Genomic DNA, 21,858 nt, shown 5'->3' on the forward strand with positions numbered 1-21,858 from the left:
CTCGAGCGTGCGCTTCGCGGTGGTCACCGGACCCACTAGACACCGGTCGTTCGGGGTGTGTACGACAACCGGGCTACGCCCGCGGCTTCCGATGCGTGCTCGCTGCCGAGTCGGAGCACGGTGGCGAAGCCTTCGGCGAGACACTCGGTCAGCGTTTCGGTGTCGGGGACGGCCGCGGTGTCGGCGTTGACTCCGATGTTGCAGGTTCCCGCGTGCGAGGTCAGCGTCACGTTGACGGCGGTCCCGATGGTGGGGCCGAAGGAGTACATGCGATCGATGCGCGCCCCGGCGATGTAGAGCGGCACCGGGGAGCCGGGGACGTTGGAGGCGACGAAGTCCACGTGTTTGAGCATCTCGGTGAGCACCCTCGCGGGCAGTCGGTTCAGCGTGGCCGCGACGACACCGGACAACGGAATCGCCGGTTCCCGCCGCCAACCCGAAACCGCGGAGTCGACGGCACGCATGAGGTCAGCGGTCGCGGCGATGCCGGCCGGCAAGGCGAAACGAGCGAGGGTGATGCGGTTGCCGCCGAGCGGCTCGCCGGGGGTGCGCAGACTGATCGGCATCGTGACCCGCAGCTGGTCGAGCGTAGCCCCGTGCCTGGCGTGATATGTGCGCAATCCAATTATCACGGCGGTCAGGAAGGCGTCGTTCAAGGTGCAGCCCGCGGCACGCGCCGCGCCGCGCAGTCCTTCGAGGGGCACGTCGAGCACCGAGACCCGCCGACCGAGACCCCGCCTGGTCATCACAGGTGACAGCGTCGTGGTGATCGGCCGCGCCAAGCGGACGAGCGAACCAGCCAGAGCGGCGCCGTCGCGCACCGCCCGGACCGGATCGCGCAGCACTCGCCGTACCGTCGGCGGTGTCGAACGAACGCCGCTCACAACGAGTTCCGAGCCGACGGCGAAGTTCCACGCCATGATGTCGCGCAGCGTGTTCGGGTAGTCGGCCTTCGGCTCCGGCGGATGACCATGGTCGGTGCCCATACGATCGAAGTCGAGCAGAGCCGTGGCGATCTGGATGCCGCCGATGCCATCGGTGAGACTATGGTGCACCGTCAGCACCAAGGCGCATCGCGTGCCGTCCAAACCGCAGAGCACCGTCGCGCGCCACAGCGGGCGGGCCTGGTCGAACCCGGTCATGGCCTCGGTTCGCGCGAATTCGAGCACCGCGCTCATGTCCGCCGGTTCCGGTAACACGGATCGTCGCACGTGCCAGGACAGATCGAAATCCAGGTCGAGCGCCCACCGTGGCGGGGCGAGGCCGAGCGGCGCGGCGACGAGCAGGTGTCGCAGCCTGGGGACGATCCGGGTGCCGAGGTCGATCGTCCGCAGCAGGCGGTCTTGATTCGGCTCGGTGTCGAGCACCAGCACCGAGACGATCGTCGAGCGCAGGACCGGATCGCGCTCCATGTTCCAGGAGAACAGATCCGACTGTGACATGTGGGTGTGCTGGGGCGAGAGCCGCGCGGCGAAGATGCTGCGCATTGTCGCCGGACCAGCGGACTCCGCGGTATCCATAACACTCAGTCTGCTGGATACGGTTCGGTCGGCGGACGGTGACGAAGACCCTTATGTGAAGGTCCTTTGTCCTCCGCCGGCGCGCAGCTGGGCCGCCACGGGGTTCACCATCCGGCAAGCAGGCGCCTGCTGCTGAATTCGCTCACCTACGGCTGACAGCGACCGGGGCCGGATATGGCGCGCCGCGCCAGGCGTTGAGCGCCAAGGCGACCGAGTGCTCGATCGCTCGGGTGGTGTCGAGCTCGATGGCCTCGGGCCACGGCGTTGCCTCAGCCGCTAGGGCATCCGCTATAGCGGGAGTCGCGTCCGAGTCACCTCGGGGCCTGGCGTGGAGTCGTTCGGCGGCGATGGCGCGTGGACAGGCGCACCGCAGCGATACCAGATCGCTGCGTGTCTCGTCGGCCACAGCGGCGGCGCGGGTGCGCTGGTCGGCGTCGGTCCAGCTGGCGTCGAGGACGACCGAGACGCCGTGCTCGAGCAGGTCTCTGGCCCGCGCCAGCATACGCGTGTACACCACTTCCTTCGCCGTGCGTCGATAGGCACCCGCGCCGAATGCACCCGCGGCGCCCTCGATGGCTCCCGTGGCGCGCAGACCGGCGCGGACGCTGTCGCTGGAGATCGCGACGGCGCCGGTCGCCGCTGACAAACGGGCCGCCACGGTGGACTTCCCGGTGCCGGGCAGGCCGCCGACCAGCGCGAGACGCACGGCACCCTGTTCCAGGTGCTCCACGGCGAGTGCGAGATGCCGCCCGGCGCGTGCCGCGGCTTCCGGATCGCCTTGCTCGGCGCGGATGCTGTCGGTCTTCGCTCGGACCGTCGCCCGGTAGGCGATGTAATGATGCCGAAGCGATGGCGGAGGCGAATCGCCCGCCGCGCGCAGGTATTCGTTCAAGAACAAGGTGGATTCTTCCGTATGCCCGAGGAATTCCAGGTCCATCGCGAGGAACGCGGCGTCGTCGAGGCCGTCGAGGCAGCGCAACTCGTCGTCGAAATCGAGGCAGTCGAGGATGCGGAAGCCGTCGGGCAGGACGAAGATGTCTTCCGCGAGCAGATCGCCGTGGCCGTCGACGACGCGGCCCTCGGCGATGCGCTGCGCCAGCAAGGGGGTGCGGCCGTCGATGAAGCGCATCGCCAAGTGCTCGGTGCAGGGGAGGAGTGCTGGATCGCTCGCCGCTGGAGGGCGTTCGCGCAGGGGCCGCAACAGCGTGTCCCAGCGTCGTCGCAGCCGCGCCGGTGTGCCCGCGCGGTCGATGTCCGCGCCGCGCCGCGCCGCCGCGTGGAAACGCGCGACAGTCTCCGCCAGCGCGGACAGACCGGGTGCCGGCCGGGCGGAGTCGGTGAGCATGGTGGACAAGCGCAGTGCGTCCGGCATCCGGCGCATCACGATGACGGGTTCCGGGGCGCCGCCTTCGGGGTCGGTCAGGTGGGCCAAGCCGAGATAGACGTCGGGTGCCAGGCGCTGATTCAACTCGACCTCGCGAACGCAGGCTCGCTCGCGCTTCTCGGGCGTGCCGAAATCGAGGAAGTCCGTGACGACCGGCTTCTTGGCCTTGTAGGCGCGGTCTCCGCACAGCACCACAAGCCCGGTATGCGTCTCGCGCAGCTGCGCGAAGGATTCGTGGGTGGCGTGGAGGGCGGTGCGCAGGGCCGAGGCATCGAGCATGACGACTCCCTCTGGTAGACGAGTTGATCTACAGGGTGGCCGGGGCCGGCCTGCGCTGCCTAGGGTCCAATGGCCTGCCCCGCCCTGGCATACCGTGCCGTGCGATGTCGTCTGTGAGCGCCGGGCGCGAAGGTCGTTCGTCCGATCAGGCCGGGACCATCTCCCCTACGATCGTCGACCCGTGGACCTGCCGTGATCCGCCGCAGGGGGACAGACTGGAGTCACATTGCCCGAGCCGGAGCGGCGCCTTCCGTAGCTCACGGCGGCCGGGCGTAGCACCGGCACGAGATGATCGGAGAGTTCATGCCGCGTCTGCCTGACCACGCGGATGCACCGGCCGCCGCTGCGACGCCCGACGGCGAATCGCGTGCCGCGCGTCGCCGGATGGTCGGTGCGCTCGTGTTGGTCTGCGTGATAGCTGTGCTGGTCACCGCAGGCCTCGCGATATATCTGTCGAGCGCGCAGGTCGCTGAACTGATGTGGCTGGTGGCCACGGTGGCCGCGCTCGTTCCCGCGACCGCATGGGTGCTGTCGGATCTCCTGAAACGGCGCTACGGCGCGGACCTGCTCGCCTTGGTGGCGTTGGTCGGCGCGGTGGTCGTCGGTGAGTACTTCGCCGGTGCTCTGATCGCGCTCATGGTGGCCACGGGGCAGGTGCTGGAGGCGTACGCGGGCCGCCGCGCCGGACGCGACCTGTCCGCCTTGTTGCGCCGAGCCCCGGCCCAGGCGCATCGCCGTCGCCGCGACGGCATCGAGACCATCGCCGCGACAGCGATTTCGCCCGGGGATCTCGTGGTGGTACTGCCCGGTGAGACGGTGCCGGTCGACGGCGTCCTCAGCACCGCGGGAGTCTTCGACGAATCGGCGCTGACGGGGGAGTCGGTACCCGTGGTCCGACGGGCGAATACCGAGGTGCGCAGCGGTGTGGTCAACGCGGGCACAGCCGTGGACATCCGAGCCGCTGCGACGGTCGAGGCCAGCACCTATGCCGGCATCGTGACACTGGCGCGACAGGCCGCCGCTGCGGCAGCTCCTACCGTGCGGCTCGCCGATCGCGTCGCGGTGTGGTTTCTACCGCTGGCTCTCGCGGTCGCGGGCGCCGCCTGGCTGTTCACGGGGGATCCGGTACGGGCGGTCGCGGTGGTCGTCACGGCGACCCCTTGTCCGCTGCTGCTGGCGGTGCCGGTCGCGATCACGGCCGGGATGTCGCGGACAGCGCGGGCCGGTGTGGTGGTGAAAGACGGTGCGGCGTTGGAGACTCTGGGGCAGGCGCGATGCCTGGCGATGGACAAGACCGGCACCGTGACCGTCGGACGGCCGGAGGTGCTCGACATCGTCACCGCGCCCGGCGTCCGCGCCGAGCAGGTGCTACGCCAGGCAGCGGCGGTGGAAGAGTTCTCGCCGCATGTGCTCGCGCGTGCGGTGGTCGCCGCGGCGGCGGAACGCGGTATAGAGCGGGCGGTCGCGCAAGGGGTGTCGGAAGAACCGGGGCAGGGGGCGAGCGGGACGGTCGAGGGCCGCGAGGTGCGGGTCGGCCGGCTTCCGGCGCAGGCGCAGCCGGCGCCGTGGGCACTGGCGGCGATGCGGCGGGCGCGGCTGGATCTGGCCGCCGTGGTGTGGGTGTGCGTCGATCAACAGCCGATGGCCGCGCTGATGGTGCGCGACCGCATTCGCGTCGACGCGGAGCGAACGATGCGCAGACTGCGCTCGGCGGGTCTTCGACGACTGCTCATGCTCACCGGCGACCGAGTGGACAACGCGGCCGAGGTCGCTCACCTGCTCGGTCTCACCGAAGTCGTCGCGGACGCCGACCCCGCCGACAAGATCGCGGCCATCGGGGCCGAACGCCACAACGGTGTGACGGTGATGGTCGGCGACGGAGTGAACGACGCGCCCGCGCTGGCGGCCGCCGACGTCGGCGTCGCCCTCGGCTCGCGCGGGTCGACGGCGGCGGTGCAGGCCGCCGACGCGGTGATCGTGGACGACCGCATCGACCGGCTCGCCGACGCGGTGGAGATCGCTCAGCGATCACATCGTTTGGCGGTACAGAGCGCGACGGCCGGGATGGCGATGTCACTGGCGGCGATGATCGCCGCGGCGTTCGGACTGCTGATGCCCGCGGCAGGCGCGCTCTTGCAGGAGGGCATCGATGTCGCGGTGATCCTGAACGCGTTACGCGCTCTGCGGGTACATCGCGGTCGGCCGACCGCGGCGATCGAGCCGTTGGTCACCCGTTTCGCGCGTGAGCACGGCAGACTGCGGGCCGCACGCGCGTCCGTGCGGCAGGCCGCCGACGCACTGTCGAGCGGTCCAGGGCCGACCGCCGACGCCGCGGTCCGCCGCGCGTTCGAACTCCTGGTGGACGACATACTGCCGCATGAGCACGCCGAGGAATCGGAACTGTATCCAGCGTTGACCGGCTATCTGCGCGATCCGGAGGCGATGGTGACCATGAGTAGGGAGCACACCGAGATCGAACGCCTCATCCGGCGCATCGGCCGTCATCTCGACGACGCGCCACAAGGAATCCGCGCGGACCAGATCGATGATCTGCGTGCCACGCTCTATGGATTGGACGCCGTACTCACCCTGCATTTCGCGCAGGAAGACGAAGCTCTGTTCACTCTGGCGCCCTCGGTCGACAATCCGGTGCCGAGTTCGGCCTGATGACCTAGGTCCCAGCGTCCGAAGGGCGGTCGACTCTGCTCCGGTCGTCGATGAGTGCGCAGAGTATTCGGTACCGGGCCGCGACGAGTAACCCGACGGCAGGCGTCCGGGACGGGATCGAATCGTCGGGAATGGGAATGGGGCGGCAGCGAGGAGGCTTCGGTGAGCCGGATCGTGACATTGACGATGAACCCAGCGATCGATCTCGCGACACGGGTGGACAAGGTGGTACCGACGGACAAGATGCGTTGCGCGACACCGCGTTACGACCCGGGTGGCGGCGGCATCAACGTCGCGCGTACCGTGGCGGAACTCGGTGTCGAGGTGAGAGCGGTGTTCCCCACCGGCGGCCCGCACGGCCGACTGCTGGAACAGCTGGTGCGCGACACCGGAGTGCCGCCGGTACCGGTGCAGATAGCCGAATCCACCCGGGAGAGTCTCTCGGTCACCGAGACCGCCGGCGGCGAGCAGTATCGGTTCGTCTTTCCCGGCCCTCGGCTCACCGATCCGGAACAGCACCGCTGCCTGGCCGCAGTCGAACGTGCGGCGCTCGGCGCGGACTATCTCGTGGCCAGCGGCACCCTCCCGCCGGGCGCTTCCGCGGACTTCTACCAGATCCTCACCGATCTCGTCGCCGACCTCGGTGTGCGGATGGTGCTGGATACCTCAGGCAACGCGTTGCGCAGCGTGCGCCGCGGTGTCCACCTGATCAAGCCGAGCGTGCGGGAACTCGGCGACTACGCCGGGCATCCGTTGAGCGACCGCGCCGAACAGTTGGCGCAGGCCCGCAGCCTCATCACCGCCGGAATGACGGAGATGGTGCTGCTGTCCCTCGGCGCCGCGGGCGCGCTTGTGGTGACTCGGGAATCGCACGAATGGTTCGCGCCGATCCAGGCGCGGGTGCGCAGCGGTATCGGGGCCGGCGATGCGATGGTCGGGGGCGTCGTGGTGGGCCTGGCTCGGGGGTACGAGTTGTCCGAGGCGGTGCGTCTGGGCATCGCCGCCGCCACCGCGGCGCTCGCCACCACCGGTACCGGGCCCGGCCGCCACGAGCACATCGCGCAGCTGTACCGACAACAACCGCGCGACAGCGATCACGCAGCCGACGTCGACGACGTGGCCCGGCCTGGAGCTACCCAGTTGCGGGAGGGGTCGCCGCGATGACCGGGTCTGCGATATCCATCGCCGGCCTGAGGAAATCGTTCGGTCCCGCAACGGCGCTGGACGGACTGGATCTGACCGTGGGCACCGGTGAGATCCATGGCTTCCTGGGGCCGAACGGTTCGGGCAAGACGACGACGATCCGTATTCTTCTCGGCCTGCTGCGTGCGGATTCCGGGACGGTGCGGCTGCTCGGCGGTGATGCGTGGTCGGACGCGGTCGGCCTGCACGCGCGATTGGCTTACGTGCCCGGTGAAGTCCTCCTCTGGCCCGGAATCACCGGCGGCGAGGTCATCGACTTGATGGGCCGGCTGCGCGGCGGCATCGACCAGCGCCGCCGCGCCGAATTGCTGGAGCGCTTCGATCTCGATCCGCACCAGAAGGCGCGTGCCTACTCGAAGGGCAACCGGCAGAAGGTCGCGCTCGTCGCGGCGCTGGCGTCGGACGCGGAACTGCTGTTGCTCGATGAACCGACCGTTGGGCTCGATCCACTCAAAGAAGCCGAATTCCAGTGCTGTATCGCGGAATCCAAGAACGAGGGCAGGACCGTCCTGCTGTCCAGTCACATCCTGTCCGAGGTGGAGGCACTGTGCGATCGGGTGAGCATCATCCGGCGTGGGCGCACCGTGGAGAGCGGCACCCTGTCCGAGCTGCGGCATCTGACTCGCACCACGATCACCGTCGAGACCATCCGGCCTTTGACGGCTCTGGACGCGGTGACGGGCGTGCACGACCTCGTCCGCGACGGTACTCGGGCCAGGTTCGACGTCGATACCGCGCACCTCGACGCCGTGACGCGCGTACTCGCCGATCTCGGCGTGCGCAGCCTCACCAGCACGCCGCCCACACTCGAGGACATCTTCCTGCGCCACTACGGCGCCGCTTCGGCCCCTGCAGGGCAGGAGAACCGGTGAGCTCGACTTTGATTTCGCGACCGATACCGCGAGGAGAGCTTGCCGGGACAGGTACGCTGCTGCGCTTCGCGCTATGGCGCGAGCGGTTCTCGCTACCGTGCTGGCTGCTCGGCGCCGCCGCGCTGCTCGCCTTCCAGTCGGTCGGTAGTCAGCGCTTCTATGACACACCGCGGAAACTCGCGCAGCTGCGCGAGACGGTGAGCGCCAGCGCGGCTGCCGTCGCTATGGGCGGACCCACGCGATTGCTGACGACCATCGGCGGAGAGATCGTGTTCGAGATACTCGCGTATCTGGCGGTCGTGGTCGCGTTGATGAACATGTTCCTGGTCGGCAGGCATACTCGCTCGGACGAGGAGACCGGGCGAGCGGAACTGCTCCGCTCGGCGCGGGTGGGGCGCCGGGCGCCCGCCGTCGCCGCGCTGACACTGGCGGGGCTGGCCGATATCGCCGTCGTTCTGGTCCTCTTCGCCGCCGCCGTCGCAACCGGGCTTCCGGCGGGCGGCTCGCTGCTGCTGGGCGTGGTCACCGGTGGCGTGGGTGTCACGTTCGCCGCTGTCACCGCCGTCGCCGCGCAGATCTTCGAGAATCCGCGCAGCGTCTACGGGGCGGTCGGGCTGGCTGTGGCGGCCGCCTACGTGGCGCGGGCGATCGGCGATGTGGGCAGCGGAGCAGTCGCCTGGTTATCGCCGATCGGGTGGGCCCAGCGCAGCTACCCCTACGCCGGCGACCGCTGGTGGACGGTGCTGTTGTTCGCCGCCGCGTCTGTCGCGCTGACCGCTTCGGCGTTGGCTCTGCTGGACCGACGCGACTTCGGCGCCGGGCTCCTTCCCTACGGCACAGGGCGCGCGACGGCGTCTTGGGCGTTGGGCTCGCCGCTGGGTCTGGCCTGGCGATTGCAGCGCGGTTCGCTGGCCGGATGGGCCCTGGGCGTATTCGCGCTGGGGGCCGCCTACGGCTCGTTCACCGAGAGCATCGAGGACTATCTCGCCGACAACCCCGAGATCGCCGCCTACCTTCCCGGCGGTGCGGCCGACGCGGTGAATTCGTATCTGTCCCTGACGGTGTCGATCGTCGCGCTGCTCACTGCCGCGTTCGGCGTCGCCAGTGTGCTGCGCGCGCGTGGGGAGGAGATCGCGGGACGAGCCGAGTCGCTGCTGGCCGCTCCGGTCAGCCGGTATCGCTGGCTGGCGAGCCATCTCGCCATCGCTTTGGGGGGCGGCGCACTCATACTGGCCGTCGGCGGTTTCGCCGTCGGTCTGACCTATGGGTTGACGATCTCCGATTTCGGGCAGGCGCTGCGCATGTCCGGTGTGGCGCTGGTGTACCTACCAGCGGTCTGGTCGGTGATCGCGGTTGCGGTGCTGGGCGTCGGCTGGGCTCCGAGAGCGGCTGTAGCGGTGGCCTGGGCCGCCTTCGCCTACTGCGCCGTCGCCTTGCTCTTCACGGCCGCTTTCGATCTGCCCGACTGGTTCGACGACGCCTCGCCGTTCACCCATCTTCCGAAAGCCCCGCTGCTCCCCGTCACCGCCACGCCCATAGTCGTGATCCTCCTGACCGCTTCGGCCGGGCTGCTGATCGCTGTCGCCGGTTTCCGGCGCCGCGACGTCGGGTATTGACCCGGCCTCCATTCACTGCGAACACGTGATCGCTACTCGGCAACGCCGGCTGTACCCAGGGCATCGGACGAGAAACCTCGGGGTCGAATTCAAGGCGTGCGCATGGCGCACGGTGCCCAGCGACGACATTGGTCCAACGGGATGGGATGGAGCACGGCGGTGGATGAACTCGATCCGGTTATCGGGCGGGTTCGGGCATTTCCAGGATCTCACTGAGCGGTCGGCGCGCAGTCGCCGGAGCGTTCGGCTGCGATTCGGGTGCGATACCGACGCGGACCAACACCTGGGGCAGGCCGGAGTGTCCGGTCAACTCCCGGACCACGGCACGGCTGCTCGGCACTTCGGTCAGGTGGGTCAACGGGCAGGTCGCGAAGCCGGCGAGCGTGCATTCCAGTAACACGGTCGACAGCACCTCACCGCAGCGAACCAGGTCCGCGGGTGTGTCGCCGTCGGTGGAAAGCACCAGGATCCTCGAATGGTCCTCGGTGATCTCGCCGCGCCGGTCGCCGGTGGTGGTGGTCGGGAACTCACGCCCCACGCCGACTCGCTGCCGTTCCTCCTGGGAGATCAGCGCGTCGCTGGGCACACCGGCGTCGCCGATCGTGTGCCCGGTCCACCATTGCAATTCGGCGTGGTATCCGGCGTCGTAGCGGCGGAGCGCGGCGCTCATCTCCGAGGCGCGGGCGAGATCGGGGCGGCAGTCGTCACCCAGCACGTCGAGTGTGGCGTCGGAGGGATCGAAGGTCGAGCGTAGAACGGTTTCGAAGTCGGGCCATCCGACAGGCGCCTGCAACGGCAGCCGGTCGGTGTGTCGTCGCAGGATGGCGTGGGCGCGAGCACGGTCGCCGTCAGTGATGATGGGAGCCGGTTGGAAGGTGATGTTGGCCAGGTGTTGGCGGCGGTTCGGATCGGGGAAGCGGGCAACGTGAACGCGCCAGCCCGCCGCGGCCATCGCCGCGCGCAGATGATCCAGAGCGATTCCACAGCTGATCAGCATTTGCCTGCCGGAGGTGTCCGTCGCCGGAAGCATGCGTTCGGGTACCGCGAACAGACGCAAGGTTCGGCCGTCGAATGTCCAGTGCCAGGGTTGGCTGTTGTGCAGCGACGGCGCCCGCCCGGCCAGCGATACGGCCTTCTCGATGGTTTCCCCGGACGGTGGCACGTTCATACCGCCACGGTAGGGATCGAGAGGTGGCGTCCGGAGGAGTCGTAGGTCCCGAATCTCGTCGCAGGTGGTCCCCGGTCGGTCGAGTGCCATGGGACCTCGGCCCCTAGACGGGAGGGTTCGGTGCGTCCAGGCTGGATGCGTGGGAAAAGGTGCCACGGCGGACCCGCCGATCGACGCACGCAGGCACGACGCGGTGATCTTCGATATGGACGGGGTGGTCACCGATAGCGCATCGATGCACGCCGCGGCTTGGACGGAATTGTTCGATTCCTTCCTGAACCAACGCCCCGCGGGCGCCGGACAGGACCGCTCACCGTTCACCGAGGACGACTATCTACGCTTCGTGGACGGCAAACCGCGTTATCGGGGTGTCGCCGATTTCCTCGCCGCACGTGGAATCGCACTGCCCTGGGGAAGACCCTCCGATCCGGAAACGGCTGAGACGGTATGCGGGCTGGGCAACCGGAAAGATCACCTTTTTCTGGCGCAAGTCGCGCGGGAGGGAGTACGGGTATTCGAATCGACCGTCACACTGGTGCGGCGCCTCGGCGACGCGGGCATTCGTACCGGGGTGTTCTCCGCCAGTCGTAACTGCGCCGAAGTGCTCACGGCAGCCGGCGTCGCCGACTTGTTCACCGTGCGAGTGGACGGCATCGATGCCGAGAAGCTGGGCCTGCCGGGGAAGCCCGATCCGTCGATGCTGCTCGAGGCAGCCAGGCGGCTCGGTGCCGAACCGGACCGGACGGTGGTCGTCGAGGACGCCGAGGCGGGGGTGGCAGCCGGCCGCAGTGGAGGTTTCGCACTGGTTGTCGGCCTCGACCGGCACGCGGGCGTCGATCGTCTCCTGGCGCATGGGGCGGACTTCGTCGTCGCCGACCTGGCGCAGGTGCGGTTGCGTGGCGGCTTCCGGCGGATATCGGAAATCCCCGACGCCATGGCGTACTGGTCGCGCATCGTGGATCTGCTGGGTGGCGAGAAGCCGGCCGTCCTACTGGACTTCGATGGCACGGTGGCCGAGATCGTCACCGATCCCGCCGCCGCCGAACCCGTCGACGGCGTGGCCGCGGCGCTGACGACGCTTGCCACGCAGTGCCCGGTCGCGGTCATCAGCGGCCGTGATCTGGACGACCTGCGCGACCGCGTCGGTGTCGACGGCATCTGGTATGCCGGTAGCCACGGTTTCGAACTGATGGCCCCCGACGGTACCCGGCATGTCCACGACGCCATGCCGGGAGCGGAGCGGGCCCTCGCCGAAGCCGCGGGTGAACTACGCCGGAGATCGGCCGACATCACGGGAGCGCTGGTCGAGCACAAGCGCTTCGCGGTCGCGGTTCATCACCGCAATGTGGCGACCGAGAACGTCGGGCGGGTGATCGCCGCGGTACACGAGGCCGGGCACGCGGCGGGCCTGCGTGTGACGCACGGCCGTCGGGTCACCGAATTGCGACCGGATGTGGACTGGGACAAGGGCAGCGCGTTGCGGTGGATCCTCGATCGTCTCACCGTCCCGGTGTTGCCGATCTATCTCGGCGACGACCTGACCGACGAGGACGCCTTCGATGCCGTCGAGGCCGACGGCATCGCCATCGTGGTGCGCGCCGAAGAGACCGGCGACCGGCACACCGCTGCCCGCTACTCGGTCGGCGGACCACAACAGGTGCGCGCTTTTCTCGAACGGCTGGCGGAATTGTCGCGGGCCGAACCGGATGCCGTCGTGCCGGAGTCGTGGACGCTCACCTTCGACGGGTACGACGCGACCGAGGAGAAGTTGCGCGAGGCGCTGTGCACGCTCGGAAACGGCTACTTCGCCACCCGTGGGGCTGCGCCGGAAACCGTCGCGGGGGCGGTCCACTATCCGGGTACTTATGTCGCCGGGGTGTACAACCGGCTCTCCGACGAGATCGCCGGGCACGTCATCGACAACGAGAGTCTGGTGAATCTGCCGAACTGGCTTCCGGTGACCTTTCAGATCGATGGCGGCGACTGGTTCGACCTCGATACCGCCGAATTGGTGTCATACCGCCAGGAACTGGATCTGCGCCGCGCCGAACTGGTACGCCGGTTCCGCTTTCGCGACGTCTCGGGGCGGATCACCGTGGTATCGCAACGCCGCTTCGTCGCCATGCACTGCCCGCATCTGGGGGCCTTGGAAGTGACGATCACCCCCGAGAATTGGTCGGGCACCGTTCGAATCCGCTCGGCGATCGAAGGAAGGGTACGCAATCATCTGGTGCAGCGTTACAGCGCCCTCTCCGGCACGCACCTGACCGTCGAGGACGCGGTAGCCCTGTCCGGCGATTCGGTGCTGCTCGCGGTGCGGACCAACTCATCCGCCATACCGGTGGCGATCGCGACGCGCAGCACGCTGCGACGCGGCGGGGAACCGGCCTGCGTTGCGAGGGAACTGATCGATCGAGACGGATCAATCGGTCACGAGTACACCGTCGACATCGCAGCCGGCGAGCCGGTGACGGTGGAGAAGATCGTGGCGGTGTTCACCGGCCGCGACAACGCGGCCGCGGGTCCCGAGGAAGAAGCTGCCCGGACGATCACCGGCACAGGCGGTTACGCGGATCTGTTCGAGGGCCATGTCGTGGCGTGGGAGCACTTGTGGGCGCGGCTGCGCATCGATCTGGACGGTGCGCGAGACGCGACGCGGACCGTGCGTCTGCACTTGCTGCATCTGGCGCAGACGCTGTCGCCGAACACGACGGACATGGATGTGGGTGTGCCCGCGCGCGGCTTGCACGGCGAGGCGTATCGCGGGCACGTGTTCTGGGACGAGCTGTTCGTCTTCCCGGTGTTGAATCCGCGCTTCCCCGGTTTGACCCGCTCCCTGTTGCGCTACCGCTATCGCCGCCTGCCCGAGGCCCGGCGGGCAGCCGCGGAAGCGGGGCTGGTAGGTGCGATGTTTCCGTGGCAGTCCGGCAGCGACGGCCGCGAGGAGAGCCAGCGGCTGCACTTGAATCCGCTGTCCGGCGCGTGGAATCCGGATCCGAGCCGCCGCGCCCACCACATCGGTATCGCGATCGCCTACAACGTCTGGCAGTACTACCAAGCCACCGCAGACGGTGAGTTCCTCGTCGAGTGCGGCGCGGAGCTACTGGTGGAGATCGCCCGTTTCTGGTCCAGCCTGGCCGCCTACGACGCCGGGCGCGACCGCTACACCATCCGCGGCGTGATCGGCCCCGACGAGTTTCATTCCGGCTATCCGGACGCGCCCGAGGCCGGTATCGACAACAACGCCTACACCAACGTGATGGCGGCTTGGGTGATCCTGCGCGCGATCGACGCGCTCGCCCTGCTGGCTCCGCGCGAGCGGTCGGAGTTGCTGGAGAAGTTGTCGGTGCAGCCGTCGGAAGCGGAGCACTGGCCGGTCGTGGCTCGGCGGATGTATGTGCCGTTCCATGACGGAGTGATCAGCCAGTTCGAGGGATACGAGCGACTGGCCGAGCTGGATTGGGACCACTACCGGCGGCGCTACGGGAACATCCAGCGGCTGGACCGGATACTCGACGCCGAGGGCGACGACGTCAACCGCTACCGGGCCGCCAAACAGGCGGATGTGCTGATGCTTTTCTACTTGCTGTCCGCCGACGAACTCCGAGAACTGCTGGCCCATCTCGGATACGACCTGCCCGGCGAGATGATCCCGCGGACCATCGACTACTACCTGTCGCGCACGTCGCACGGCTCGACACTCAGCGCGCTGGTGCACGCGTGGGTGCTGGCGCGGGCCAACCGGGATCGCGCCGTGGAGTTCTTCGATCAGGTGCTCGGCTCCGACGTCGCCGATATCCAGGGCGGCACCACCGCGGAGGGAATTCACCTCGCGGCGATGGCGGGCAGCGTCGACTTGCTGCAACGGTGCTTCACCGGCATGGAGCTGCGCCGCGACCGGCTGGTGTTCTGCCCTTACTGGCCGGAGTCCCTCGGCGCCCTGTGTTTCCCGGTGATCTATCGCGGTCATCGGCTGACCGTCCGGGTCAGCGGTGAAGGCGTCGAGATCAGCTCCGATCCCGGCCCGTCACCGCCTATCGAGATCACTTGCCGGGATCAGACCACACGCCTGACGCCAGGGGAGACGGTCCGGCTGATGGACTCGGTACCCGGACTCGCGGGGTGAATAGTCGGGATGGTCACCGCGAACACTGAATCGCATCGACACACCGTCAGGTGTGGTGCATCCTTCGGTCGAGTTCGGTGTGGGCGATTCGGGCCGCCCACACCCGAGCGCGGTCCAGCTCGCCCGGTATGAGCGGGCCGGTCGTATCGGCGACGAGGAAATCCACCGGCTGATCGGCGAGCGAATAGCCCAAGCGGGACAGTCGTTTCCCGATACCGCGTGCGGCCGAGCCCGCCAGCCAGGGCGGTTCGGCGATTTTCGTGCCGAAAGCCAGCGCGCGGTGGCCGGCCGATACCGGCAGTGCGGCCGCGAGCCATTCCCGGACACCGATGGCGGTCGCGACCGGAGCATTGGTGAGCTTGGCGGCGTCGCGGCGGGTCTGCGGGCGGCTGAGCCCGAACGCGTGAGTAGGGCCGCCGACCACGAGCAGGTTCACCGTCGCGCACACTTCCGCCGCCGCCACCACGTTCACGACTTCCACTTCGACATGCTCACGCAGTCCCTGGGCGATGGCTTCCGCGATCGCGGCGGTGTTCCCGAACATCGATTCGTAGACTATTCGCGCGCGCATGACGATGTTCTCCTCTGCGCTCTACCGGGTGAGGTCTCCGACGGTAGGGCGGCGGAGAGAGACGGCAACAGAGGCGAATCGACCATTCCCGTGGGACTTTCGCCATGGCGGGCCGGGCGGTGGTCTTCCTGGCTCACCTCGAGTACCGGCCAGCGCCGTGTTCGCGCACGCTGCCGATCGAGGTGGCGGCTTCGCGCGGCGGTCGAGGCGGGGTCTGATGTCCCGTCCGACGCATGACCTTTGTCTCTGTCGACGATCCGCCCGAAGCGCGATCCTCGAAGCTGATGGCGCCGGTCGTCGGAAGAGGTGGGCGGCGATATCGGAACGAATCTCCCGCCCGCCACCCGGCCACCGCGTAAGGCAGTGAACCCGGCCCTGAAAGGAACTCGGCATGTCCACTGAAGAGTCCTCGCGCCTCGCCCCACCGAACTCGTCGATCCTGGCGGCGGTGGACGGCTCGGCCAGTTCGTATCAAGCGGTGGCCTGGGCGGCCGCCGAAGCGGCTTTGCACCGTTGCCCGCTGCGCATCATCACGTCCATGGCCATACCGACCGGTTTCGGGCCGGGTATCTCGCTGGGAGAGGCGGACCTGGAGTGGATGCGCAGGGACGGCGAACGCATCCTCGCCGAGGCCGCGCGGGTCGCGCGCACAGCCGCGCCCGGGGATGAGCCCGCGATCACCACCGAGGTGAGCTTCGAACTGGTCATTCCGCTGCTCATCGAGCGCTCCGCGCAGGCACGGATGCTGGTGGTCGGTAGCCGCGGGCTCGGCGCGTTCCAGCGCGGACTGCTCGGTTCGGTGAGTACCGCGACCACTCATCACGCGCTGTGCCCGGTCGCGGTGATCCATGGAATGTCGGCGATCGACCCGGTATCGGCCCGTCAACCCGTGCTCGTCGGCGTCGACGGCACCGATAACAGCGTGCCCGCCGTCGAACTCGCCTTCGAGGAGGCATCGCGGCGGAAAGTGGAGCTGGTGGCGCTGCACGCCTGGAGCGACACCAGCGGTCCCGACGTGCCGATCCGAGCATGGGACGAAGCCCGCGAATCGGCGGAGGCGGTGCTGGCGGAGAGCCTCGCCGGCTGGAGCGAACGCTACCCCGATGTTCCCGTGCGGCGTATCGTCACCGCGGATCGCCCGGCGCGATCCCTGCTGGACACGTCGGCGACCGCGCAATTGGTGGTAGTGGGCACGCACGGGCGAGGCGGCTTCGCGAGCACGGTACTGGGGTCGACCAGCAATGCGCTGCTGCACTCGATCGACGTGCCGATGATCGTGGTCCGTTCGAGATGACGACCGGACCGAGCATCGCCGAATCGAGGTCGGTCCGGCGCCCAGCACACTGATCCGAGTTACCGGTGCGGGTGATTCGCCGGCGCGGCTCTGCGCAGTTCCGCGCGGACGGCTTCGACCGCGTGTGGAACGGCGGCGGCGACCGGCTCCGACAAGCCGATCCCAAGGTCCAGGCATGCCGCGTCCACCGCGATGACGACGATCCGGCCGGGCACGCGGCCGATCGCGCGACTCAACGGTAACGCGTCCTGGATCCCCAGCGTGTGAGAGGACGCGACGGTGCGGGTGTGCCGGAGCAGATCGATACCACCGCGACGTACCCGGCCGGGAGCCGACGGCTCACAGCGCACAGCGTCGATCACCACGGCGAGGTCCATACCGGCCCAGAGATCGGCGACGCTCATGGGTTCACCGTCCGACAGGGTTACCAGAACTCCTGGAATGTCCAATCTTTCGATCTGGAGTGCGACGGCCGAACCGACTCCGTCGTCACTGCGGTAGGCGTTGCCCACGCCGATGACCACGGCCCAATGCTCGGTCATCGGCGCACCACGTCGATGTCCAGGAAATGCGCCGAGCAGGAGATACACGGATCGTAGTTGCGGATCTCGCGCTCGCATACCGCTGCGAGCGCGGCATCGTCGAGATCGAGATTGTCCGCGACCGCGCGCCGCAGGTCGTCCTCCATGACGGCTTGGTTCTGGGACGTCGGTGGGATGATCGTGGCCGCGCGCACGATGCCGCGATCGTCGATCTCGTAGCGGTGGTAGAGCAGTCCACGGGGGGCTTCGCTCACCCCGTGGCCGGTTCCGGCGCGGGGCGCTACGGGCACCGCCGCACGGGAGGGGCGTTCGTAGGCGGCGATGAGACTCAGCGCCTCCTCGATGGCGTAGACGACCTCGACCACGCGAACCAGGATGCTGCGGAACGGATTACGGCATTCGGTGCCGAGGCCGATCTCGGCCGCGACCTGGCGGGCGCTCGGGGACAGCTGGTGGTAGTTGAGCGTGTACCGGGCCAGTGGTCCGGTGAGATAGGGTTCGCCGTCGAGCATGGCGTGCAAGGCCGTGGAGTGCGGTACCTGGTGCTCGTGCACGTGCACGGGAACTTCCGCCGCGGAGAGCCGGAGCCCGGTGCTGGTGTGCACAGTCCCGGTGTCGATGGCGTATCGGTCCGGTACCGTGGCGGCGAGAAAGGCGGAATCTAGTTCAAGCTCGGGAAACTCGAAGGCAGCCGCTCGACGTCCCGTTCGCTCCGCGCAGTCGCGCGCGTTGCGGAGTAACTCGATCACGGGACCGAAATCGGCTGGTTCCGGGACCGAGTAGAAGCCGCCGAGCCGGACGTTGACCGGATGGATGGCCCGGCCACCGAGGAGTTCCAGCAGCGCGTTGCCCGCCTTCTTCGTCGCCAGTCCTTGTTCGACGAGTTCGCGGTGGTCGGTGGCGAGCGCGATGGCGTCCGGGTAGCCGAGGAAGTCCGGAGTGTGCAGTAGGTGAATGTGCAGGGCGTGGCTGGAGATCCATTCGCCGCAATACAGAAGTCTGCGCAGGTCGGCCAGTGGGCGGTCCAGCTCGACGCCGCAAAGCTGTTCGAGCGCGTTGCATGCGCTGGTCTGGTAGGCGACCGGGCAGATCCCGCAGATGCGGGAGGTGATGTCCGGGGGCTCGGTGTAGGCGCGTCCGCGCAGAAATGCTTCGAAGAATCGCGGTGGCTCATAGATGTTCAGCTCGGCGCTTTCCACCTGCCCGTCCGCGATGACGACGCGCAGCGCGCCTTCTCCTTCGACTCGAGCCAGCGAGCCGACCTTCAGCTGCCTACGCTGAATCATCGCCGTCCCTGTTCGCGAACTCCGGAGCGGCTGCGGCGTAAGTGGCGAAAACGCGGTCGATGTCGGCGGGTTCCATGCCGTTGACGCGCAGTATGGGAAGTAGCGCGTGGATATTGGGTTTCGCCATCGGACCGAAACAACCGAAACACCCGCGGTGATAGGCCGGGCACAGGGCGCCGCATCCCGCCTGCGTGACCGGGCCGAGGCAGGGAATTCCCTCGGCGACCATCACACAGGTGGTGCCGCGGCGTTTGCACTCGGTGCACACGCTGGTGTTCGGGATGTCGGGTGCGCGGCCGGCCAGGAACGCGCACAGGGTGTCGAGAAGCTGACGCCGGTCGATCGGGCAGCCACGGAGCTCGAAGTCCACCGGTACGTGCGCGGAGATCGGGGTGGAGGCGCCCAAGGTGGCGATGTACTCCGGGCTGGCGTACACCACCGAGGTGAACTCGGTGACGTCAGCGAAATTGCGCAGCGCCTGGATCCCGCCATGAGTAGCGCATGCCCCGATCGCCACCAGAATCCTGGACTGCTCGCGGATCTCCACGATGCGGCGGCGCTGTTCCTCGGTCGTGATCGAGCCCTCGACCAGCGACACATCGTAAGGGCCTGGCTCCATGGTGCTGGAAGCTTCCACGAAATGGATGATGCGCACCCGGCCCGCCAGGGCGAGCAGTTCGTCCTCGCAGTCGAGCAGGGTGAGCTGGCACCCATCACAGGAAGTGAACTTCCACACCGCGAGGGTCGGTGTCTCGGTCATAGTTCACCCACCGCCAGGAGTGGCTCGGCGGTCGCGTAGTCGACCACGGGTCCGTCCCGGCACAACAGCAGCGGGCCGAGTTGGCAGTGACCGCATCGCGCGACACCGCACTGCATGTTGCGCTCCAAGGACACTTGGATGTCGGCGGCGGAGATCCCTCTGCGCAGGAGAGTCTGCGCACAGAAGCGCATCATCGTCTCCGGGCCGCAGAGGAGGGCCGTGGTGTTGCCGGGGTCCACGGTCAGGCGGGCCAGGGGCTCGGTGACGAAGCCGACGCGGCCTCGCCAGCCCGGCGCGGGGCGATCGACGGTCTGCTCGAGTTCGACCGAACCCGCCGTCGGCCACCGTCGCTGGTCGTCACGGAACAACATGTCCGCCGGGGTGCGGGCTCCGCTGATCAGCACGATCCGCCGGTAGTCCGACCGGGCGGCGAGCGCGGTGAGCACCGCTGATCGCAGCGGCGCGAGCCCGACGCCGCCGCCCACGATGACCAGATCTCCTCCGATCGCTGACGCCAGGTCCCACCCGGTGCCGAACGGACCGCGGACGCCGATCCGGCCGCCGATCTCGGTGTCGTGCAACGCCGCGCTGACCGCTCCGACCGCGCGGATTGTGTGTTCGAGGATGCCGTCGTCGGCGGCGGGATTCCCGCTGATCGAGATCGCGATCTCGCCCACACCGAAGCTGTAGAGCATCATGAACTGCCCCGCCCCGAAACGTCGCGCGGCATCCCGCACCGGCTCCAGGCGCAGTGTCACGGTGTCCGGGGTCTGTATGACACGGTCTATCACGCGGTAAGGCAGCATCGTGTCGCCGTACGGCACCGTGCGGGTCTGCGTGTCGACGCTCATCGGGCGCCTCGTCCGGCCGTGCCGCGCGCTGCGGCGGCGGCGCACGTTTCGGTAGGGTTGCGGTAGAGGTCGAGCAGCCGCGCCCGGGTAGCCTGTAGTCGTTCCAGCAGCGCCTCGAAGAGCATCATGGCCAGCGCGCGGCCGAATCGCGGGTCCTGATCGGCCAGTTCGGACAATATTCGCGCGTCGAATTCGACGGCCTCGACCGGTTCGGCGGTCACCGCGCCGAAATGCCACCGATACGGTGGTACGAGCCAGGACCAGCCGAGCAGATCGCCGCCGCCGAGTGTCTGGAGGACAACGGCTCCGCGCCCCGGCACCTGGGCGTCCAGCAGTATTCGGCCGTGTCCGATCAGCCAGCATCGGTCGGCCTGCCCGCCTTCGGTGATCATCCGGTGGCCGACGGGGAAGGCCACGTCACGCCCGGCGCGGGCCAGTGTGCGCAGCTCGTTCTCGCTCAGCGCCGCCAACTGCCCGAACCCGGACAATTCCTCACCGGTCGGCATGGTCGGTTTCCTCGGCCAGTTCGGCCAGCCGGGCCACCTCGGCGGTCAGATCGATCTCGGCGGGACACCAGGCGATGCACCGTCCGCAGCCGACGCACCCCGAACTGCCGAACTGGTCGTGCCAGGTGCTGAGCTTGTGGGTGATCCACTGCCGGTAGCGGCTCTCGCCGGATTGCCGCACGCTGCCGCCGTGCAGGTAGGAGAAGTCCAGTTCGAAGCACGACGACCAGTGCTCCCAGCGTTCGGCGTGGTCTCCGGTGAGATCGGTGACGTCCTCGGTGGTGGTGCAGAAACAGGTGGGACACACCATGGTGCAGTTCCCGCAAGTGAAGCAGCGACTCGCGACATCCTGCCAGTGCGGGGACTCCCGCGAGTCGCGCAGCAGAGCGCGGATGTCGACCTCGGGCATCGTCCGGCCCATCCGGTCGGCCGCCGCGGACACCTCCGCACGGGCGTCGGTGACCTCCGTGGCGTCGGCACTGCGTGCGGTGATCTCGGCGAGGATTTCGGCTCCGTCCGCACTGCCCACGTCGACGAGGAACCGGTGGCCATCGACATCGATTCGCTCGGTGAGAGCCAGATCGTATCCGGCCGAGACCCCAGGGCCCGTACCCATCGACGCGCAGAAACACACCCCACCGGGTTCTGTGCAGTTCACCGCGACGATGAAGAGATCTTTCCTGCGGTCGACGAACGAAGCATCGGAGTACGTCCCGCCGCCGAGCACGCGCCCGAGGATCGCGATCGAGGTGAGGTCGCACCCGCGGACGCCCAGGAACGCGGACCGGACCGGTGCGTCCGCCACGGGTTCCGGCTCGAGGTCCGGCCCCAACTGGGCTATCTTGCGACGCGGCGGATGCAGGAACTGTTTCCAGGAGCCGGGTCCGGCCGAATGGGCGAAGACCGCCACGTCGTCGCGGCGACGCAGCCGATACCGTCCGGGCGCGGTTTCCACACCCCACCCGGCGGGGAGTCGCCCGCCGCAGTCCAGTTCGTCCAGGACGATCGCGCCACCGCGCACCTGTGGCCCGATCACGCGGTATCCCCGCTCCCGCAGCACGTCCACCAGACGATCCAGACCGGCACGATCGATCACCATGGGGTCGTCAGGCATTGTCGAGACCTCTGTTCGGTCGGATAGAGACGTCCGTTTTCGAGTCTCGTGAGCTGGACGGTGCACCGCGAGGGACGAAGGTCCCGAATCGCGATTGCC

16 protein-coding genes are annotated in these 21,858 nt (G+C 68.4%); 6 read left to right on the forward strand and 10 right to left on the reverse strand.

What is annotated here, in order from left to right; all coding sequences use genetic code 11:
* Window positions 1-35 precede the first annotated feature (35 nt).
* Together ACWDMM_RS01150 and ACWDMM_RS01155 are read right to left on the reverse strand one after the other, a co-directional pair.
* Window positions 36-1,520 (reverse strand): wax ester/triacylglycerol synthase domain-containing protein, encoded by a 1,485-nt coding sequence (locus tag ACWDMM_RS01150; RefSeq protein WP_449935352.1) that lies wholly within the window; start codon window positions 1,518-1,520, stop codon window positions 36-38.
* A gap of 142 nt (window positions 1,521-1,662) precedes the next feature.
* A complete protein-coding gene (locus tag ACWDMM_RS01155; protein ID WP_195081298.1) occupies window positions 1,663-3,183 on the reverse strand; it encodes a bifunctional aminoglycoside phosphotransferase/ATP-binding protein in 1,521 nt (506 codons plus the stop codon).
* 303 nt (window positions 3,184-3,486) lie between these two features.
* On the opposite strand from ACWDMM_RS01155, the gene ACWDMM_RS01160 reads away from it, so the two are divergent.
* The 4 genes from ACWDMM_RS01160 (at window position 3,487) to ACWDMM_RS01175 (ending at window position 9,541) form a co-directional block, all read left to right on the forward strand.
* Entirely contained in the window at window positions 3,487-5,850 is a 2,364-nt protein-coding gene (locus ACWDMM_RS01160) for a heavy metal translocating P-type ATPase (RefSeq protein WP_323124260.1), read from the forward strand.
* Between the two features lie 162 nt (window positions 5,851-6,012).
* Window positions 6,013-7,014 (forward strand): 1-phosphofructokinase family hexose kinase, encoded by a 1,002-nt coding sequence (locus ACWDMM_RS01165; RefSeq protein ID WP_195081299.1) that lies wholly within the window; start codon window positions 6,013-6,015, stop codon window positions 7,012-7,014.
* On the forward strand, window positions 7,011-7,925 hold the full coding sequence (locus tag ACWDMM_RS01170; RefSeq protein ID WP_357105152.1) for an ABC transporter ATP-binding protein: 915 nt from the start codon (window positions 7,011-7,013) through the stop codon (window positions 7,923-7,925). The genes ACWDMM_RS01165 and ACWDMM_RS01170 overlap by 4 nt, the downstream gene beginning before the upstream one ends.
* Entirely contained in the window at window positions 7,922-9,541 is a 1,620-nt protein-coding gene (locus ACWDMM_RS01175; protein ID WP_323124259.1) for an ABC transporter permease, read from the forward strand. The genes ACWDMM_RS01170 and ACWDMM_RS01175 overlap by 4 nt, the downstream gene beginning before the upstream one ends.
* 178 nt (window positions 9,542-9,719) lie before the next feature.
* On the opposite strand, the gene ACWDMM_RS01180 is transcribed toward ACWDMM_RS01175, so the two are convergent.
* Complete coding sequence (locus ACWDMM_RS01180; RefSeq protein ID WP_357105159.1) at window positions 9,720-10,709, reverse strand: Acg family FMN-binding oxidoreductase; 990 nt, start codon at window positions 10,707-10,709, stop codon at window positions 9,720-9,722.
* Window positions 10,710-10,797: 88 nt separating this feature from the next.
* On the opposite strand from ACWDMM_RS01180, the gene otsB reads away from it, so the two are divergent.
* Complete coding sequence (gene otsB, locus ACWDMM_RS01185) at window positions 10,798-14,835, forward strand: trehalose-phosphatase (protein WP_449935360.1); 4,038 nt, start codon at window positions 10,798-10,800, stop codon at window positions 14,833-14,835.
* A gap of 46 nt (window positions 14,836-14,881) precedes the next feature.
* Here otsB and ACWDMM_RS01190 read toward each other — a convergent pair whose 3' ends face one another.
* A complete protein-coding gene (locus tag ACWDMM_RS01190) occupies window positions 14,882-15,406 on the reverse strand; it encodes a flavodoxin domain-containing protein (protein WP_195081303.1) in 525 nt (174 codons plus the stop codon).
* 391 nt (window positions 15,407-15,797) lie between these two features.
* Here ACWDMM_RS01190 and ACWDMM_RS01195 point away from each other — a divergent pair, with 391 nt between their 5' ends.
* Window positions 15,798-16,700: a universal stress protein gene (locus ACWDMM_RS01195; protein ID WP_195081304.1), complete on the forward strand. Its 903-nt coding sequence runs from the start codon at window positions 15,798-15,800 to the stop codon at window positions 16,698-16,700.
* A 59-nt stretch (window positions 16,701-16,759) separates the two neighbouring features.
* Here the strand turns inward: ACWDMM_RS01195 and ACWDMM_RS01200 are convergent, their stop codons facing one another.
* Genes ACWDMM_RS01200 through ACWDMM_RS01225 form a run of 6 tightly spaced genes read right to left on the reverse strand, consistent with a single transcriptional unit; the run spans window position 16,760 to window position 21,759 of the window.
* Window positions 16,760-17,242, reverse strand: a complete 483-nt coding sequence (locus tag ACWDMM_RS01200) for a hydrogenase maturation protease (protein ID WP_195081305.1) — start codon at window positions 17,240-17,242, stop codon at window positions 16,760-16,762.
* Window positions 17,239-18,528, reverse strand: a complete 1,290-nt coding sequence (locus ACWDMM_RS01205; RefSeq protein WP_195081306.1) for a Ni/Fe hydrogenase subunit alpha — start codon at window positions 18,526-18,528, stop codon at window positions 17,239-17,241. The genes ACWDMM_RS01200 and ACWDMM_RS01205 overlap by 4 nt, the downstream gene beginning before the upstream one ends.
* Complete coding sequence (locus ACWDMM_RS01210; protein WP_357105167.1) at window positions 18,515-19,288, reverse strand: NADH-quinone oxidoreductase subunit B family protein; 774 nt, start codon at window positions 19,286-19,288, stop codon at window positions 18,515-18,517. The genes ACWDMM_RS01205 and ACWDMM_RS01210 overlap by 14 nt, the downstream gene beginning before the upstream one ends.
* Window positions 19,285-20,139, reverse strand: a complete 855-nt coding sequence (locus tag ACWDMM_RS01215; protein WP_195081308.1) for an FAD/NAD(P)-binding protein — start codon at window positions 20,137-20,139, stop codon at window positions 19,285-19,287. Before ACWDMM_RS01215 ends, ACWDMM_RS01210 begins: the two co-directional genes overlap by 4 nt.
* Window positions 20,136-20,645 (reverse strand): Crp/Fnr family transcriptional regulator, encoded by a 510-nt coding sequence (locus tag ACWDMM_RS01220; protein WP_195081309.1) that lies wholly within the window; start codon window positions 20,643-20,645, stop codon window positions 20,136-20,138. Before ACWDMM_RS01220 ends, ACWDMM_RS01215 begins: the two co-directional genes overlap by 4 nt.
* Complete coding sequence (locus ACWDMM_RS01225; RefSeq protein ID WP_195081310.1) at window positions 20,632-21,759, reverse strand: 4Fe-4S dicluster domain-containing protein; 1,128 nt, start codon at window positions 21,757-21,759, stop codon at window positions 20,632-20,634. Before ACWDMM_RS01225 ends, ACWDMM_RS01220 begins: the two co-directional genes overlap by 14 nt.
* Window positions 21,760-21,858 lie beyond the last annotated feature (99 nt).

The sequence above is a fragment of the Nocardia sp. NPDC003726 genome (assembly GCF_053586955.1).